This is a genomic window from Janthinobacterium sp. NFX145 (assembly GCF_049810325.1).
GTDB classification, from domain to species: Bacteria; Pseudomonadota; Gammaproteobacteria; order Burkholderiales; family Burkholderiaceae_D; genus Janthinobacterium; species Janthinobacterium rivuli.
Genome location: NZ_CP187360.1, coordinates 2,901,098 through 2,916,657, shown reverse-complemented (window position 1 = coordinate 2,916,657; position 15,560 = coordinate 2,901,098). Strand labels below are relative to the sequence as shown.

At 63.4% G+C, this 15,560-nt stretch carries 18 protein-coding genes; 9 read left to right on the top strand and 9 right to left on the bottom strand.

Features of this window, described 5'->3' with window-relative positions; all coding sequences use genetic code 11:
• Nucleotides 1-96: 96 nt before the first annotated feature.
• The 7 genes from ACPJXG_RS13070 to ACPJXG_RS13040 all read left to right on the top strand — a co-directional run bounded on the left by ACPJXG_RS13070 (nt 97) and on the right by ACPJXG_RS13040 (nt 4,448).
• Nucleotides 97-738, top strand: a complete 642-nt coding sequence (locus ACPJXG_RS13070) for a hypothetical protein (RefSeq protein WP_425254502.1) — start codon at nt 97-99, stop codon at nt 736-738.
• 84 nt (nt 739-822) lie between these two features.
• A complete protein-coding gene (locus ACPJXG_RS13065) occupies nt 823-1,689 on the top strand; it encodes an alpha/beta hydrolase (RefSeq protein WP_425254501.1) in 867 nt (288 codons plus the stop codon).
• A gap of 94 nt (nt 1,690-1,783) precedes the next feature.
• Complete coding sequence (locus ACPJXG_RS13060) at nt 1,784-2,638, top strand: undecaprenyl-diphosphate phosphatase (RefSeq protein ID WP_099402063.1); 855 nt, start codon at nt 1,784-1,786, stop codon at nt 2,636-2,638.
• Between the two features lie 57 nt (nt 2,639-2,695).
• The gene (gene mntP / locus ACPJXG_RS13055; RefSeq protein ID WP_070218395.1) at nt 2,696-3,265 is read left to right on the top strand and encodes a manganese efflux pump MntP; all 570 of its coding nucleotides are present in this window, start codon (nt 2,696-2,698) and stop codon (nt 3,263-3,265) included.
• Between the two features lie 106 nt (nt 3,266-3,371).
• The gene (locus ACPJXG_RS13050) at nt 3,372-3,578 is read left to right on the top strand and encodes a hypothetical protein (protein ID WP_070259409.1); all 207 of its coding nucleotides are present in this window, start codon (nt 3,372-3,374) and stop codon (nt 3,576-3,578) included.
• A 237-nt stretch (nt 3,579-3,815) separates the two neighbouring features.
• The gene (locus ACPJXG_RS13045) at nt 3,816-4,130 is read left to right on the top strand and encodes a hypothetical protein (RefSeq protein ID WP_425254500.1); all 315 of its coding nucleotides are present in this window, start codon (nt 3,816-3,818) and stop codon (nt 4,128-4,130) included.
• A gap of 72 nt (nt 4,131-4,202) precedes the next feature.
• Nucleotides 4,203-4,448, top strand: a complete 246-nt coding sequence (locus ACPJXG_RS13040) for a hypothetical protein (RefSeq protein ID WP_035819175.1) — start codon at nt 4,203-4,205, stop codon at nt 4,446-4,448.
• Nucleotides 4,449-4,455: 7 nt separating this feature from the next.
• On the opposite strand, the gene ACPJXG_RS13035 is transcribed toward ACPJXG_RS13040, so the two are convergent.
• Nucleotides 4,456-4,677, bottom strand: a complete 222-nt coding sequence (locus ACPJXG_RS13035) for a hypothetical protein (protein WP_035819178.1) — start codon at nt 4,675-4,677, stop codon at nt 4,456-4,458.
• 145 nt (nt 4,678-4,822) lie between these two features.
• On the opposite strand from ACPJXG_RS13035, the gene ACPJXG_RS13030 reads away from it, so the two are divergent.
• The gene (locus ACPJXG_RS13030; protein WP_425254499.1) at nt 4,823-5,539 is read left to right on the top strand and encodes an SOS response-associated peptidase; all 717 of its coding nucleotides are present in this window, start codon (nt 4,823-4,825) and stop codon (nt 5,537-5,539) included.
• Nucleotides 5,540-5,548: 9 nt separating this feature from the next.
• Here the strand turns inward: ACPJXG_RS13030 and ACPJXG_RS13025 are convergent, their stop codons facing one another.
• From ACPJXG_RS13025 to queE, 8 genes are all read right to left on the bottom strand, one after another.
• Nucleotides 5,549-6,727: a DUF418 domain-containing protein gene (locus ACPJXG_RS13025; protein ID WP_425254498.1), complete on the bottom strand. Its 1,179-nt coding sequence runs from the start codon at nt 6,725-6,727 to the stop codon at nt 5,549-5,551.
• 5 nt (nt 6,728-6,732) lie between these two features.
• Nucleotides 6,733-7,650: a muramoyltetrapeptide carboxypeptidase gene (gene ldcA / locus ACPJXG_RS13020; protein WP_425254497.1), complete on the bottom strand. Its 918-nt coding sequence runs from the start codon at nt 7,648-7,650 to the stop codon at nt 6,733-6,735.
• Nucleotides 7,651-7,692: 42 nt separating this feature from the next.
• Nucleotides 7,693-8,610 (bottom strand): alpha/beta fold hydrolase, encoded by a 918-nt coding sequence (locus ACPJXG_RS13015; RefSeq protein WP_099402069.1) that lies wholly within the window; start codon nt 8,608-8,610, stop codon nt 7,693-7,695.
• 270 nt (nt 8,611-8,880) lie between these two features.
• The gene (locus tag ACPJXG_RS13010) at nt 8,881-10,035 is read right to left on the bottom strand and encodes a hemin-degrading factor (RefSeq protein WP_425254496.1); all 1,155 of its coding nucleotides are present in this window, start codon (nt 10,033-10,035) and stop codon (nt 8,881-8,883) included.
• Between the two features lie 61 nt (nt 10,036-10,096).
• Nucleotides 10,097-12,460 carry a TonB-dependent hemoglobin/transferrin/lactoferrin family receptor gene (locus ACPJXG_RS13005; protein WP_425254495.1) on the bottom strand — a complete coding sequence of 788 codons (2,364 nt, stop codon included), beginning with the start codon at nt 12,458-12,460 and terminating at the stop codon, nt 10,097-10,099.
• A gap of 210 nt (nt 12,461-12,670) precedes the next feature.
• Nucleotides 12,671-13,183, bottom strand: coding sequence for a tRNA adenosine(34) deaminase TadA (gene tadA, locus ACPJXG_RS13000; RefSeq protein ID WP_035819189.1), 513 nt, complete (start codon nt 13,181-13,183; stop codon nt 12,671-12,673).
• The gene (gene queD / locus ACPJXG_RS12995) at nt 13,176-13,622 is read right to left on the bottom strand and encodes a 6-carboxytetrahydropterin synthase QueD (protein WP_035819191.1); all 447 of its coding nucleotides are present in this window, start codon (nt 13,620-13,622) and stop codon (nt 13,176-13,178) included. The genes tadA and queD overlap by 8 nt, the downstream gene beginning before the upstream one ends.
• Before the next feature lie 22 nt (nt 13,623-13,644).
• On the bottom strand, nt 13,645-14,280 hold the full coding sequence (gene queE / locus ACPJXG_RS12990) for a 7-carboxy-7-deazaguanine synthase (protein ID WP_035819193.1): 636 nt from the start codon (nt 14,278-14,280) through the stop codon (nt 13,645-13,647).
• Between the two features lie 286 nt (nt 14,281-14,566).
• Here queE and ACPJXG_RS12985 point away from each other — a divergent pair, with 286 nt between their 5' ends.
• Nucleotides 14,567-15,472 (top strand): sensor histidine kinase, encoded by a 906-nt coding sequence (locus ACPJXG_RS12985; protein ID WP_176389803.1) that lies wholly within the window; start codon nt 14,567-14,569, stop codon nt 15,470-15,472.
• The last annotated feature ends 88 nt before the right edge of the window (nt 15,473-15,560 follow it).

Genomic DNA, 15,560 nt, shown 5'->3' with positions numbered 1-15,560 from the left:
CAAGCCGGCCGCCAGCGAGGCCGTTTCGTGTGGGCAAGCTCGCCGGCCCCCTCCTATAATCGGAGGCTCTATTGTTTCCGCTACAGAAAGTTCCCCATGCCCACACAATTTTCCCGCTACGTATTTGGCTGCGCCATGCTGGCACTGTCCAGCCTGGCGGCTGTGCAGGCGGCCAGCCTTCCACCCATCGGCCCGGTCGACGCGCGCGCCGTGTGGCAGGAACGCTCGCTATCGGCTTGCCGCAGCGAACATTCTTCCACCGCGCCCGACGTCTGCCTGTTGCGCACCATGCAGCGCAGCGGCGCGCATCCGCAAGCCATCGCCGCCGCCCGGATGCTGGTGAAGGCAAACAACGCCGGCTTCATCTCCGCCTGGCGCCCGCTGGGCAAGGCGGCCCTGGCCACCGTCACCTATCCATTCCGCGCCAACACGAATGAAGGCACCTTGCTGATCGGCAGCGATGGCGCCGCCATCGACGTCGACGAAGGCTCCGTGGGCGAGGAAGACCGCGCCACGCCGGCCTGGCGCGCGTTTGCCGCCGCCCATCCGGACTCTGTCCCGTTTGCGCCCGCCGACTTCGTCGGCAGCACGGCGACCAGCGATGGCGGCCAGAGCGTGCTGTTTTCCACGCCCCTGATCACCTGCCACGCCTGCGCCGAGGATGGCGCGCTGCTGGTCGCCTACACGATCGACAAGGCCGGTATCGTGCGCGAGCGGAAACTCTTGACGATCAAGTAATGCTGCATCAAAGATAAGATAGAATTGCCCGATGCACGTCCATACACGTACATGCCATCTTTCCACTACTTATCACGGGAAACCATGCGCCGCTCCTGCCTTGCACTGCACCTCGCCGCCGCCCTGCTGCTGTCCAGCCCCTTCCACCTCGCCATTGCCGCACCCGCCGCCACCGCTTCCTCCAGTGCGGCCACGCCGCTCGTCATCGGCGAGAGTTTCAGCATCGATTCGCAGGCGCTGCAGGAAAAGCGCCACATCAATGTGTACATGGCGCGCGCCTGGGATACGCCGCCCGATGCGCCGCTGCCCGTGCTGTACATGCCGGACGGCGGCGTAGCGGAAGATTTTTTGCACGTGGCCGGCTTGCTGCAAGTGTCGGTAGCGAATGGCACGATGCGCCCTTTCATGCTGGTCGGCATGCAAAACACGCAGCGCCGGCGCGATTTGACGGGCCCGACGGAGAGCGCGGCAGACCGCAAGATCGCCCCCGTCGTGGGTGGCGCGTCGGCCTACCGGGCCTTCATCCGCGACGAACTGATGCCGGAAGTCAAGCGCCGCTACCGCACGACGGGCGAAACGGCCATCGTCGGCGAATCGCTGGCCGGCCTGTTCGTGGTGGAAACCTATCTGCTGGAACCGCAGTTGTTCGACCATTACCTGGCCTTCGACCCCAGCCTGTGGTGGGACCACGGCGCCCTGCCGCGCCAGGCGGCCGGGCTGATAGCCAAGGGCACGCCAGGCAAGCACAGCCTGTATCTGGCGTCCAGCAGCGAAGCGGGCATCGCCATCGAAGTGCAGCGCCTGGCTGATGTGCTGGAGAAACAGGCACCGCGCGGCCTGCAATGGCATGTGGAAAAAATGCCGGAAGAAACCCACGGCACGATCTATCACCCGGCAGCACTGAAGGCGTTCCGCAGCGTTTTCCAGCCGCAGGCGCCGGCTGGGCAATAAAACATGGACAAACTGTAATCTGGCGAGGGGCGTAGCCGCAGGATCGGGCGGGTAAAATCGGCGGCCCTGCTTTTCCCGCCCGAGTCCGATACCCATGAGCTTCTTGCAATTATTTATACTTTCCATCGTCCAGGGCTTCGCCGAGCTGCTGCCCGTGTCCAGTTCCGCCCACGTCATCATGGCGGAAAAATGGATGGGCCTCGATCCCACCTCGCCGGAGCTGACCATGCTGCTGGTGATGCTGCATACGGGCACCATGTTCGCCGTCATCGTGTATTTCTGGAAATCCTGGCGCGCCACGTATTTCAGTTCGGCCAGCGCCTTCCGCAGCAATGTCCTGCTGCTCGCGGCCGCCACGGCCCTGACGGGCATCGTCGGCTTCGGATTGCTGAAGGGCATTACGCACGTCATGAGCAAGGATGCGCCCGGTTTTGAAATCGAGCACCTGTTCGGCAACGCGAAGCTGATGGCCGCCGCGCTGGCTGCCGCAGGCGTCCTGATCATTGTCTCGTCGCGCCTGCAAGCGCGCCAGCATGGCACCTTGTCCATCGGCAAGGCGATGGTGATCGGCGCTGTGCAAGGCCTGTGTCTGCCTTTCCGGGGCTTTTCCCGCTCGGGCGCCACCATTTCCGCCGGCATCGCCATGGGCGTGCCGCAGCGCCGCGCCGAGGAATTCAGCTTTGCCCTGGCCGTCGTACTGACGCCGGCCGTGCTGGTCAAGGAAGGCTGGCGCTTTTACCAGGCCGTGGCAAATGGCAGCCTGGACCATATGGAACACGGCAACAGCCTGCTGCACCTGCTCGGCCCCAGCCTGCTGGGCATGCTGCTGTCCTTCCTGGCCGGCTTGCTGGCCCTGCGCTGGCTGTCACGCTGGCTCGAGCAAGGGCGCTGGCATTTCTTTGGCGCGTATTGCCTGCTGGCCTCCTTGGTAGTGCTGTACCTGGGGTAAAATCGCCGGGTTTGCAGTTTATACACACATCCCAGCCAGGTTTACAGAAAGCCAACGATGAATTTCGCCGCCACCGCCGCCCTCTCGCTTGCCATGTCCACCGACGCCTTCGCGGCCGCCGTGGGCAAGGGCGCCGCCCTGCACAAGCCGCAATGGCGCGAGGCGCTGCGCACGGGCCTGATCTTTGGCGTCATCGAAGCCATCACGCCCATCATCGGCTGGGCCCTGGGCAGCGTGGCCGCACCTTACGTGGAAGCGTGGGACCACTGGATCGCCTTCAGCCTGCTGGGCATCATCGGCTTGCTGATGATACGCAATGCCCTTTCCGATGCCGATGAGGAAGAGGCGCCGGCCCAGTCGCACTCGTTCTGGGTGCTGGCCGTGACGGGCCTGGCCACCAGCATCGACGCCATGGTGGTGGGCGCTGGCCTGGCCCTGCTGGGCGCAAATATTGTCGTGACTGCCGCCGCCATCGGTTTTTCCACCTTCGTCATGGTGACCCTGGGCGTGATGCTGGGCCGCGTGCTGGGCACGGTGGCGGGCCGGCGCGCCGAACTGGTGGGTGGCCTGGTGCTGATCGTCATCGGCTGCGTGATCCTGTACGAGCATATCGGCCATCCGGCCTGATGGTGGGCCGGGCAACGGGCGCGCACGCCACAGGCAGCAGCGTGGCTGGCGACGCGCTTTGTGCTACATTCAAGGCTCTGCATTCCTGTCTCGCAAGGTGACCATCATGGAAACTCTTGAGCTGCTTTTTGCCTCGCTGGTGCGCGAAACGGCCGAATCGATACGCGACCACCACGTCCCATTTGCCATCAAACACGACGAGCGCGCCTATTTCGAGTGGATGGATGGGCATCCGATCAACGGCTATATCCAGGAAGCGTATCGGGAGATCGAGGAAACCGCCCAGCAGATCCGCGCCATTCGCGCTGGATGATGACGCTTGCCGCAAGCTACTGCGCGGGGCGCTTTGCGGCTGGCGATGCTCACCGCACCAAAGTGCGGTTGCGCTTCTCAGCCACACATCCCCTCCGCTCGCTACGCTTGCAGCAAGCGTCGATACGCTAGTTGAACCGTTGCTTGAATTGGCGGTCTTGAGCCAAATCAAACACTCAGCTGTTCGATACGCATAAAAAGGTCCGGGCCACGACAATCAGGTCTGGAGGCGGGAGACATGGATCAGGGACAAAAACACCAGATCAGGGGCTATGAATTTCATGTGGCGGGGGCGCTGGAGAAGGATGGGCGCTACCGGGGCATGATTTTGATCAGCAAGCGCGGCGATACGCAGCAGGTGTACGCCAAGCCGGTGCTGGTTGAAACGCCCAGCAGTTTCAAGTCCGCGCATGCGGCTTTGATCGAGGCCTCGGCGTATGCCCAGGAACTCATCTATAACGGCGCCATCAAGGCTCTGCTGCCGGCCGATGCGCCGCTCGCGGGAAAGCAGGCACCGCAGGCCCCGCAGCCGCCGGATTTCGTCGGCAACTGACGCCGGCAAGCCCCTCCGGACGCCTTGGCGGCGCGTATAATGACGCGCTTTCCCGGATGAAAACATAGAACAATGGAATATGTGAACTTGCCGCTGGTCTTCCTCGTCGGCTGCGCGCTGATCGCCTTGCTGGCCAAGAAGAATGGCTATTCGTGGTACCTGTTTTTCTTTGCCATCGCCGTGCCCGTGCCCCTGTTGCTGCTGGCCTTGCCACATGTGCTGGGTGTGGAGACCGCTTCACTGACCTCCGTACGGCTGGGCGCTACCCTGCTCTTCCCCCTGGCCGGCCTGCTACTGGCCCTGCGGGGCAAGCGCTAAGGCTGTTTCAACGTGCCGACACGCCATCGGCCAGGCGCCAGCCGATGGACAGCGCCAGTTGCTGCGCCTCTTTTTCATTGCTGCAATCGTCGTAATCGCAAGTGTCCGCATACGCGCCGCAGGCCTGGTTCTGGCTCACATACGAGCCGACCCAGCGGCCATCGCGGCGCTGGCTGGCCGTGGCGCTGATGATAAAGCCTTTATGGATGGTGGGATTTTCAAAAGACATATTTCCTCCGGTGCAAGAAGCGTCAGGAAGCTGACTGGTCCCTACTGTGCGCCACGCGCCGCTGGCAGTCTGTACGTTTGATCACACACAGGAAGCGCGCACGCGCCTGCCCGCGCGGCGCCCGGCGATCGGGTATGATTTCGCCATGTGTGGACGATTCGATCAAAATGACACGGCGCGCGTGCTGGCGTCGTCCTTCGGCTGGACCGACGCCGTATTCGACAGCGAAGCCGAGCCGCACCTGAACGTGTCGCCCGGCACGTACCGGCCCGTGCTGCACATCCAAGATGGCGCGCACCGGGTCGACGATGTCTTCTGGGGCTACCGGCCCGCCTGGGCAGCCGCGGCCACACCCGCTCCCGGCAAGAAAAAAATCCCCATCGCCATCAATGCCCGCCTGGAAAAACTCGCCGGCGCCTACTGGAAGCCCTTGCTGCGCGCGGGGCGCGGCATCGTTTGCGTACGTGGCTGGTATGAATGGACGGGAGAGAAAGGCAGCAAGCAACCGTGGCACATCCACCGCCGCGACCGCGCGCCCCTGTTCCTGCTGGCGCTGGCCCAGTTCGGGCCATACAAGGTCAATCGCGAGGAAGCGGGCTTCGTGCTGGTGACGGCCGACAGCCTGGGCGGCATGGTCGATATCCACGACCGCCGCCCCGTGGCCGTCAGCCAGGAAGACGCGCACCGCTGGCTCGATCCCGCCCTGACACCCGAGCAAGCGCTGCACCTGGCGCGCACCTGCATGCTGGATGTGGAACTGTTCGAGTGGCATGCCGTCGACAATCCGCTGGTGCCGACCGCCAAGGCCAAAGCACCATCGCCGGCCGCGGCGCAAGGCGCGTTTGACTGGGGGACGGACTGAGGCAATGGATTAAGGCAAGCGCGCCAGACGGCGCCACAGCGCTTCCATCGGCCCCTGGCGGAAATGCCGCAGCCAGTAGCGGCTCAGCAGCACCTGCCCCACCATGATCAGCACGGCCAGGCCCAGCATCTCGGCCGGACGCAAACTGGCGCCCCAGCCCAGGCCTGGCCCCTGCAGCAACCAGGTGCCGATCAGCGATTGCAGCAGATAATTGCTCAGCGCCATGCGTCCCACGGGCGCCAGCCATGCGCCGAGCCAGCGCAGCATGAAGGGGCCGGCCAGCATCAGCGCGGCCACGTAGCCGGCCGCCAGCACGGGGCCGCCGGCGAACAGACCCACTTCGAACAGGGCCGTATCGAACACGGTCTGATACGGATCGGCCACCTGCCACGCGACAGCCCCGGCCGCCAGCAGATTGAACGGCAAGCCCAGGCCCAGTCCCACGGCGCGCACCCGGCGCCACAGCCGCTGGTGGCGCTGCGGCTGCGTCAGCCAGCCACAACGTACGGACAAGATACCCAGCAGGAACAGCACGATGATGTGCGGCAGCATGACGGTGGCGTACAGCAAGGAGACGAGGAAATCGTTGGCGCGCAGCCTGGCCACCGCCCATACGCTGCCTTGCGTGTAGATGGCGTAGCGCTCCGCAAAACTGTGCAGGTCGCGCGCGATGTCCGGCGCGCCGCCCTGCTGGCCCACGGGAATGAGCAAGCACATGAACAGCAGAAAACCGGCGGCGACCAGCCAGGCGCGGTTGCGTACACGGCTGAGCCTGGCGGATGCCAGCGGCAGGATCAGCATGCCGGCCACGGCATACGAGGTCAGCACGTCGCCGCTCCAGATGAGGAAACCGTGCAGCAGACCAAACACGAGCAGCCAGCGCAGCCGGCGCCGATAGGCAGCTTGCACCTGCTCCCAGCTGCCCAGCTGGCGCTGCAGGGAACGTGTCTGCAGGGCAAAACCGGCGCCTAACAGAAACGCGAAGATGGGATAGAACTTGAATTGCGCCAGCGCCGCAATCCCGAAAATGACGAGCTGGTCGAGCACGGGCGGCTGCGCCGGCAAGGTGCCGTAGCGCAAGGAAATCGTGCCCCAGGCAAAGCCCCAGATATTCACCAGCAGGATGCCAAACACGGCAAGACCGCGCAGCACGTCGAGCTGCAGCAGCCTGCCGGGCTTGGCGCTCATGGAGCTCAGGGGCGCGCCAGGGTCGGGTAATCGCTCACCTGCAAGCTGAAGCCGGACGCATCCGACTGCAGGCGCGCGTGGCCGCCGAACGGCAAGGTGACGCGGCGGCGGATATGGCCAAATTCCAGCCCCGTCAGCACGGGCACGGGCAGGCGCTGGCGCACATAGGCCAGCATGGCGTCGAAATCATAACCGTTATCCATGGGGCTCAATTTATAGGCGGAAAAATCACCGAGCACCACGGCTTGCTGGCGTCCGATGACGCCCGCGTGCAGCAATTGCAGCAGCATGCGCTCGACCCGGTACGGGTGTTCGTTGACGTCTTCCAGGAACAAAATGCCGCCGTCGATTTCCGGGAAATACGGCGTGCCCAGCAAGTGAACCAGCATGGCCAGGTTACCGCCCCATAATTTACCGCTGACTTCGACCTGCGGATTGCCCGCCGCCGTACCCGTGACCGTGTGCGTGGGTCCGGCCAGGCACGACCACAGTTGATCGAGCGTAAATTGCTCGGGCTCGTCGCGCGTAAAATCGTCGCAGAGCATGGGGCCGGCAAAGCTGGCGCGGCCCGTTTTCGCCATCAAGCCCATGTGGAAGGCCGTGAAATCGCTGTAGCCGACAAACAGCTTGCCACTGTCCGCCATGCCGTCGAAATCGATGTCGGGCAGGAGGCGGCTGATGCCGTAGCTGCCGCGCAAGGCGATCACCACCTGCACGTCCGGGTCGGCGGCGGCCGCGTTCAGCTGTGCCAGGCGGCCCGCATCCGTGCCGCCGAAGCGCTGGAATATGTGCTCGTGGTCGTAGTAATTGTGGACGGTGGCGCCTTGCGCCTGCAAGCGGGCGATGCCGCGTTCCAAAGCCGCCGCGTCGGGCGCATAACCGCCCGGTGCCACGATGGCGATGCCAATCTCAGGTGTCTTCAAAATGCCCGTGCCTTCAAAAGTTGTGGGCGCGCCGAGTTACTTTTAAGCTGGCTGGGAGCGCATCTGGGGCGCCATCTTACCTTGCAGATGCACATCGATCAAGGCGAGCAGGCGCTCGATCAGCTGGGGCGGCATGTCGTGTCCCATGCCTTCGATCACTTCCAGCCGGGCGCCCGGAATCAGCGCCGCCGTATCGATGCCGCAGGCAACGGGGATCAGGGGATCGGCCGCGCCATGGATCACCAGCGCCGGGCAACTGATGCTCGGCAGCAAGGCCGTGCGTTCGCCCGAGGCGGCAATGGCCACCATCTGCCGCGCCACGCCTTCCGGGCAACTGCCGCGCTGCAGCGCCGCTTCGATGCGCTGGTACAGCAGTTTTTCCGACACGGGATAGGCGGGACTGCCGATGACGCGCACGGTGGCCGCCATGTGCGCCATCAGTTCGGCGCGGCTGGCATTGCGTTTCGGACGTTGCAATAGCGCATTGCGCGCCGCCCGCGTGGGGCCGGGCAAGCCGCGCCGGCCGCTGCTCGACATGATGGACGTCAGGCTGAGCACCTGCTGCGGCGCGCGCGCCGCCATCACTTGCGCGATCATGCCGCCCATCGACACGCCGATCACGTGCGCCTGCGCAATGCGCAAGGCCGCCAGCAAACCGAGCGCGTCGTCCGCCATGTCATTCAAGGTGTAGGAAGTTTTCAGGGGCCAGCCGAGCAGGTTTTTCACGTAGGCCAGCGGCAGATACGGTTTGCCCGCCAGCGCCATCTTGCTCGACAGTCCGCTGTCGCGGTTGTCGAAACGCAGCACCCGAAAGCCTTGCTCGACGATGCCTTCGACGAAGTCCGCCGGCCAGGCGATCAGTTGCATGCCCAGGCCCATGACCAGCAGCACGCACGGATCGTCGGGGTCGCCGTGGCTTTCATAAGCTATGTTGAGGCCGTTCGCCATGATGGTTGCCATGATTGCCTCTCTTACAGGAACCAGCACGCAGACACGATCGCTGCGGCCTTGCAACCAGCATACCACTATTGTGCTTCAGACATGAGACCGGCACGCGGCACCCAGCTGAAGTGTTGCTCTGCTCGCACATGACATAACCTACTGCGCGTCGCGACTTGCGGCCTGCGATGCTCACCGTACCTAAAGTACGGTTGCGCTTCTCGACCACAATTCGCTTCCGCTCGCTACGGTTCTGTCATGTGCTGATACTAATCAACTTGCAAAAAAACGTTATTTTGCCTTTGGCAGGCTGTCAGCCAGATCCACCCACGCTTGCGGCTGCGGTTTGCCGCGCTCGCGCACGCCGAAGAAAGAGACCACTTGCGTGCCGTCGTTGTCGAAGAACTCGACCGAGGTGACGCCGCCGCGCTTGACGACCCAGCCGCTGCGCAGGGCTGTGTCGCGGATGTGCAGGTTGAAGTCCGGGTCCAGCACATTGAAGAAGCCGCCGGCGGCCATGGTTTTTTCGATCTTGCCGCTGTAGATTTGCGTCAAGCCCTCATTGCCCAGGAACACCATGATGGCGACCTTGTCCTTCGCCGCGTTTTCCAGCAGGGTGCGCAGCGCCTGCGGCGTCACGCGCTCGACCACGCCGGCCGGCGCCAGGCGCAGCGCCTGTTCGCGCGTCAGGTGGAATTCACGCATGATTTGCGCGAACTGGTGCACATCCGTCATGTCTTTCCAGGCCAGCTGGAATTCCTTGACATCGATTTCCGCATCCGGCTTTTCCGCCGCTTTCGGCGCCACGGCCAGCACGTTCAGCTCCGCGCTTTGCTGCGGCAGGCGGAAAGTCGCCACCAATTTATCGTAGACGGCTACGCCCGGCTCGTTGCGCAGGTAGATCTTGTGCACGGCCGTGCCGTTGGCATCAAAAAATTGCAGGCTGCGCGTGGGCTTGCCGTCGCGGCCCGCTTGCTCCACAGCAAATGCATATTTCCAGTTTTCAAAGTGGAAACGCAGGTCGATCTGGCCGCCCAGGTAGCCGCCGGCGATATTGCGCTGGCGCGCTTGCGTTTCCGGGTCCTTGGCGTCGGCCTGCTCGGACTTGTCGCCCGCCTGCTTGAATTTACTGGCGACGCCCGTCGTTTCGATGACGCCGTTTTCATTGCGCGTGATCGCTTGCACGATGCCCAAGTCCAGCGCGGCGCGCATGATTTCGCGCGGCTGGTTGCCGTCGGCCTGCAGGCGCGTGACGCCCTTGCCGATGTTGGTTGCCAGCAATTGCGCTTCAGATACACCCAGCGCGCGCGCCGCGTCGCGAATCTGCAGCTTCGGCTGTTCCGTGCGCAAGGTGGACCAGCGTTCCGCCAAGGTGGCTGGGGCCGCATATGCGTTTGCAATCAGCAGGCTGCCTAGCAGGGATAGAACGAGTTTGGATAACTTCATAGAGAGACCATTCAATCAAACATGGAAAAAAAGAGGGGCAAGCACCCCTCCCCGGTAAAAATCAATAGTTGACGCTGAGGCTGGCGGCGACGTTGCGGCCCGGCTTGGTGTAGCGCTCGATCTCGGCGCGGCTGGCAACCGTGGTGCCGGCGGCCAGGCTGCGCGCGGCGGCGTAATCCCAGTACTTGCGATCAGTCAAGTTGTACACGCCGACGATGATCTTGGCGTTCTTGTGCACGTTCCAGTAGGTCGACAGGTCGAAGATGGTGTACGACGGCACCTTGAAGAGCGGCGCGGTCCCGCCCATCAGCAAATCGTTCGGCGCCTGTTTCTCGCCGGCATGCAGCGCCGTCAGTTCCAGACCGAACAGCTTGTTCGTATGGTCATAGCCGAAGGTCAGCGCCGTCTTGGCCGGCGCCACCGAGGCCAGGCCGCCGCTCTCGCCCGTCAGGGTATTGAAGGAGCGGCCCTTGGCCACGCCCGTGGCCAGGTCGACGCGGTAGCCCTGCATGGCTGGCAACCAGGTTCCCAGCTCCGCGTGCAGGCTCAGCTCGGCGCCCCAGGTGCGCGCATTGCCGATGTTTTCGGGACGGAACAGACCTTGGGTGAGGGTCGGGTAATTCACCGGATCCAGCTCTTGCGCCACGTACTCGATCATATTCTTGTACTCCGTCTGGTAGACGGACGCCTGCATGCTCAAGCCTCTGGTCACGTCGCCTTTCAGGCCCAGTTCATACGCCTTGCTGGTTTCCTTGCCCAGATTCGGGTTGCCCAGCACGGCATAGCCATTCCCCGTGCCCGTATAGCTGATGGAATCATAGGTACCCGTGCGTTCGATCGCCGTCGGCAGGCGCGTGCCGCGCGTGAACGTGGCGTAGGCTTGCATTTGCGGCAGCACTTCCACGGACAGGCTCAGGCTCGGCGTGAAGTAGGTGTCGCTTTCCTTGCGCACTTCCTTGGCCGCATTCGGCACGCCGATCAGGTAGTTCTGCAGGTTTTTCGGCTCCAGCTTGCGGTAGTCGGCACGCAGGCCCGGCGTCAGCACGGCTTTCTTGCCGCCCAGGTCGAAACTGAGGTCGTCGCGCACGTACAGGGCCAGCTTGGTGACATCCATGTCGGCCATGCGGTTCTTGCGCGTGATCTGGTGCTCGCCCGTGGCGATGAGGGTGCGGTCTTCCATCCAGGGCCGGCGCGATTTGGCGTGTTCCAGCTGCACGCCGTACAGCAGCGCGTTGTCCGTGTTGAGCTGCTTGAACGCTTCCGAGCTCAAGCCGATGCTGTCATTCTTGAAGCTGGTGTCGATGGCGCGCTGGGAGTTGCCGCGGTAGACATAGCGCCCCTTGCTCTTGTCCTCGATCTTCGCATTCTGCAGATAGACTTTCGAGGTCAGGCGGTCGAACAGGGCGAAATCCTTCAGCACCACCTCGTGGCCCAGGCTGACGCGGGTGCGCTTGGTGGCGGAATCTTGCTGCACGCCGTCCGGGTACATGGCGCTGACTTTATTGTTGAGGTCGCGCTTGTTCTTGCGTTCGAACATGTCGACCGTCAAGTCCAGCTTTTGTTCGCCCGGCAAGGCCCACACCAGCTTCGACAGCAAGGCGTTCGAATGCCAGTCATCCGGGTTGACTGGCGCGCTGCCACGGCTGTCCAGCTGTTCTCCATCGCGGTGCACGTACACGGCCAGGCCTTGCAGATTGGTGCCGATCTTGGCCGCACCCGTCAGGGTGTGCGCATTGCTGCGGTCGGCGGTCGCGCGGCCGTATTTATAGGCCACGTAATGGTCCACCCCTTCGCCCAGGTAATCCTCGGGCGACTTGGTAATGAAAGCCACGCCACCGCCCAGACCGGGATTGGCGCCGCTGACGGCCGTCGTGCCCGAATCGATGCGCACTTCGCGGAAAGTTTCTGGATCAAAATAATCGCGGCCCATGCCGAAGGCGTTCATGTTAGTGCTGTCCGGCTTCGGTGCGGCATCAGGCAGGGAAATGCCATCGAGTTCCAGGCTGACCCGGTTGCCTTCCAGGCCCCGGATGTTGTAACCTGTATTGCCCGCGCCATCCCAGATGCCGCCACCGCCCGAGGCCGCCATTGGCGTGCTGATCAACGGCTGATAGCGCACGATACCAGCCATGTCCGTCACGTTGCGGCGCTCCAGGTCGTCGCTGCGGATCACCGTCTTGGTGCCGGCGCGGCGCTCATAATCCTGCTTGGCATTGACAACGATTTCCGGGAAGACAGGCAGCTTGGCCGGTTCCTGGGCGGCCGTGCCCGCGTTGATGGCGGCCGTTTGCGCCATGGCAGGCAGCAGCGGCGCGGCGAACAGGCCCAGCAAGGCGGCGCGCAGCACCAGGTTATGGCGGCGGGCAGGCAGTTGGGCGGCAGGAACAACGGGGGCAGCGAGGCGCTGCGTAGGCACAGTAGTCATGATGATCCGGTCTAAGAGTAAAGGCTGGCTCTTGAACCCGGATCGATAACGAAAGTGTTAACGATGCATAAGGAAAGTTTGCTGGCGAAAACAATACTGTAACACGAATCATTCTCATTTGAGAATGGCAAAGTGGTCTATACAGATGTTATTTCGCAACAGTTATAAAAAATGCCAGCCGGGAGGGCTGGCATGGCTGGCAAGACCTAGCTAACAGGCCGGCGGATTGGCCAGCTTGCGCGCTTCCGCCTGCGCGCGGCGGCGCTCGGCAAAAAAACGCTTGAGGAAAGCGCCGCACTCGTCCGCCAGCACACCGCCCTGTATCGCCGTCTGGTGATTCAGGGCCGGCTGCTCGAACAGGTTCAGCACGGAACCGCAGGCGCCCGTCTTCGGGTCGCCCGCGCCGTACACCACGCGCGCCAGGCGCGCATGCAGCATGGCGCCCGAACACATCACGCACGGCTCCAGGGTCACGTACAGCTCGCAGCCGGGCAAGCGGTAGTTGCCCAGCTTTTCAGCGGCCGCGCGCAGCGCCATCACTTCCGCGTGCGCCGTGGGGTCGTGGCGGCCGATGGGCTGGTTGTAGCCGACGGCGATGACTTCGCCATCCTTGACGACGACGGCGCCGACGGGCACTTCACCCAGGTCCCATGCGTGCTGGGCCTGCTCCAGGGCCAGCTGCATGTAGCGCGCGTCCTGCGCGCCAGCGTGCGTTTCAGTCATCGGTCACTTCTGCCCAGCAATTCGGCGTTTCATGCAGCACCAGCTTATGCAGGTGCAAGCCCGTGCCGAAGTGGTCGGTAAATGCCGCTTTCAGGATCTCGAAGGCGATGCGCGCCAGGTTTTCCACGGTCGGGATGCGATCGATGACGACGGTCTTATGGTCGGGCAGGCTGGCCAGGAAGTCGCGCACGGCCGTGTCTTTTTCGTAGACGAGGAAGGCGTGGTCCCAGACGTCGACCAGGTGCTGCTTGGCCAGGGTTTTCACGTCGGAAAAGTCCATGATCATGCCATTATCGGAATTGCCTTCCGCTTCGATGACCTTGCCGACCAGGGTGATTTCCACCGTATAGCGGTGGCCGTGCAGGTTGCGGCACTGGCTTTTGTGGTCGGGAATGCGGTGGCCCGCGTCGAATTCGAGCTTGCGTGTGATAGTCAGCATATTATTGTATTGATACTAGTATTTAAGGAATTTGCAGGAGTTTGTGGGTTTGCAGGCTCAGCTTCCACTTCGGGTTGCTTTTGCATGTTTCGATGGCCAGCTTCATGTTGTGCGCGGCCAAAGGACCATCCATCGCCTGCACGAAGAAGTTCTCGAAGTCCAGTTGTTCGTAGGCCGCCAGGTCTTGCTGGAACTGGGGAATGACCACCTTGATTTCGTTACCCTTGTGCACCACCAGGGTGGAGCCCATCTTCGGGCTGACGCAGATCCAGTCCACGCCGGCCGGCACGGGCAAGGTGCCGTTGGTTTCGATGGCGATGGTAAAGCCCACCGCGTGCATGGCGGCGATCAGGGCCGTGTCGAGTTGCAGCAGCGGTTCGCCGCCCGTAAACACCACGTATTTGCTCGGCGCGTAGCTGGCCGGCCACAGGCTGTCGATCAGCGCGGCCAGTTCCTGCGGCGTCTTGAACTTGCCGCCCAGTTCGCCATCGGTGCCGACGAAATCCGTGTCGCAGAACTGGCACACGGCCGTGGCGCGGTCGCTTTCGCGGCCCGTCCACAGGTTGCAGCCGGAAAAACGGCAAAACACGGCCGGACGGCCCGCGTGCGCGCCTTCGCCCTGCAGGGTGTAAAAAATCTCTTTAATGCTATAAGTCACTGTATTTCCTAAGAGCTGGCTGGCGCCATCGCGCAGGGCGAGCGCATCGAGGCCGGCGCAATGCGCCGTCACCGCAAAAGCCGATTGACAACCCTCTATTATATGCCGCCACGACACTTCCCGTGCAAATGCCGTGCCCGCCACCTGCCGCCGCGGCATCCAGCGGACCAGAAAGCCACATTGGCGGGCATAACTGCGCAGCTTTTGCGTTTAGACAATATAAATAGCCCCAAGTTAATATATTTTCTGTAATAACATTGCCTGATGGAAAACATTTTTGGGGAGCATGGAGATGCTGCAACGCTGGATACGTCCGCCGTACCGCCTGAGCATTCTGGTCTGCCTGGCGGCCATCGCAGTCGCTTCCCTGCACGCCGGCCACGCCGCCGGGCCGCGCCCGCAGGATGGCAGGTCCGGCCCCTTGATGCTGGCCTGCGCCATCCTGCTCGCTGCGCTGGCGCTGCTGCTGTGGCGCCAGCGCCGCCTGGCATTGCGCCTGCAGGCGCTGGAACAGCTGCGCGCGGACGCCGAACAGGCGCGCCTGGCCGCTGAGCAAAACAAGGCGCGCGCACAGGAACGCCTGCGCATCGGGCGCGACATCCACGACGACCTGGGCCAGCATCTGCTGACCCTGAAATTCGACCTGGCCATGCTGCAGACCAGCACGCATGACGCGGCGCCCTTGCTGGCGCGGCAACTGGCCGTGATGGCGCGCAATGTCGACCTCAGCATCGCGGCGCTGCGCTGCGTCATCCACGACCTGCGCCCTCCCGCCCTCGACGCAGGTCTGCAGGCGGCGTGCGACGGCTTGCTGGCGGACTTCAAGCGCACCACAGGCATCGATTGCAGCTGCGATTACCAGCTCGACGCGGCCGCCGGCAGCGCACATGGCCCCCTGCTGTACCACGCGCTGCAGGAAGCGCTGGCGAACATCGCCCGCCATGCGCGCGCCACGCATGTCCAGCTGAGCCTGCAACAAACGGGCGCCACCCTGGCATGCCGCATCAGCGACGACGGCGTCGGGCTGTCGGGTTCGCCACCGCGCCTCGGTTGCGGCCTGTCCGGCATGCATGAGCGCGTGGCCGCCGCCGGCGGCAGCCTGCACATCGAAAGCCTCAGCGGCGCCGGCACCACCTTGCGCGTGTCGCTGCCCCTGCCAGGTTGCCACGATGAGGCGATGGCGCATCGCTGAAAATATTGCTCAATATCAACATCCCCCGTCTCGCTGCGCTGCATCATGGCCAGCGAGCCAGCCCCATTCACCCCAAGAAGGATGTTTA

What these genes read in the sequence shown, in the direction of transcription:
- ACPJXG_RS13070 (WP_425254502.1), top strand. Translation starts at nt 97, where the DNA reads ATGCCCACACAATTTTCCCGCTACGTATTTGGCTGCGCCATGCTGGCA.
- ACPJXG_RS13025 (WP_425254498.1), bottom strand. Translation starts at nt 6,727, where the DNA reads ATGAGCGCCAAGCCCGGCAGGCTGCTGCAGCTCGACGTGCTGCGCGGT.
- ACPJXG_RS13010 (WP_425254496.1), bottom strand. Translation starts at nt 10,035, where the DNA reads ATGAAGTTATCCAAACTCGTTCTATCCCTGCTAGGCAGCCTGCTGATT.
- ACPJXG_RS12985 (WP_176389803.1), top strand. Translation starts at nt 14,567, where the DNA reads ATGGAGATGCTGCAACGCTGGATACGTCCGCCGTACCGCCTGAGCATT.
- queD (WP_035819191.1), bottom strand. Translation starts at nt 13,622, where the DNA reads ATGCTGACTATCACACGCAAGCTCGAATTCGACGCGGGCCACCGCATT.
- ACPJXG_RS13065 (WP_425254501.1), top strand. Translation starts at nt 823, where the DNA reads ATGCGCCGCTCCTGCCTTGCACTGCACCTCGCCGCCGCCCTGCTGCTG.
- ACPJXG_RS13030 (WP_425254499.1), top strand. Translation starts at nt 4,823, where the DNA reads ATGTGTGGACGATTCGATCAAAATGACACGGCGCGCGTGCTGGCGTCG.
- ACPJXG_RS13040 (WP_035819175.1), top strand. Translation starts at nt 4,203, where the DNA reads ATGGAATATGTGAACTTGCCGCTGGTCTTCCTCGTCGGCTGCGCGCTG.
- ACPJXG_RS13015 (WP_099402069.1), bottom strand. Translation starts at nt 8,610, where the DNA reads ATGGCAACCATCATGGCGAACGGCCTCAACATAGCTTATGAAAGCCAC.
- ACPJXG_RS13035 (WP_035819178.1), bottom strand. Translation starts at nt 4,677, where the DNA reads ATGTCTTTTGAAAATCCCACCATCCATAAAGGCTTTATCATCAGCGCC.
- tadA (WP_035819189.1), bottom strand. Translation starts at nt 13,183, where the DNA reads ATGACTGAAACGCACGCTGGCGCGCAGGACGCGCGCTACATGCAGCTG.
- ACPJXG_RS13005 (WP_425254495.1), bottom strand. Translation starts at nt 12,460, where the DNA reads ATGACTACTGTGCCTACGCAGCGCCTCGCTGCCCCCGTTGTTCCTGCC.
- ACPJXG_RS13060 (WP_099402063.1), top strand. Translation starts at nt 1,784, where the DNA reads ATGAGCTTCTTGCAATTATTTATACTTTCCATCGTCCAGGGCTTCGCC.
- ACPJXG_RS13045 (WP_425254500.1), top strand. Translation starts at nt 3,816, where the DNA reads ATGGATCAGGGACAAAAACACCAGATCAGGGGCTATGAATTTCATGTG.
- ACPJXG_RS13050 (WP_070259409.1), top strand. Translation starts at nt 3,372, where the DNA reads ATGGAAACTCTTGAGCTGCTTTTTGCCTCGCTGGTGCGCGAAACGGCC.
- mntP (WP_070218395.1), top strand. Translation starts at nt 2,696, where the DNA reads ATGAATTTCGCCGCCACCGCCGCCCTCTCGCTTGCCATGTCCACCGAC.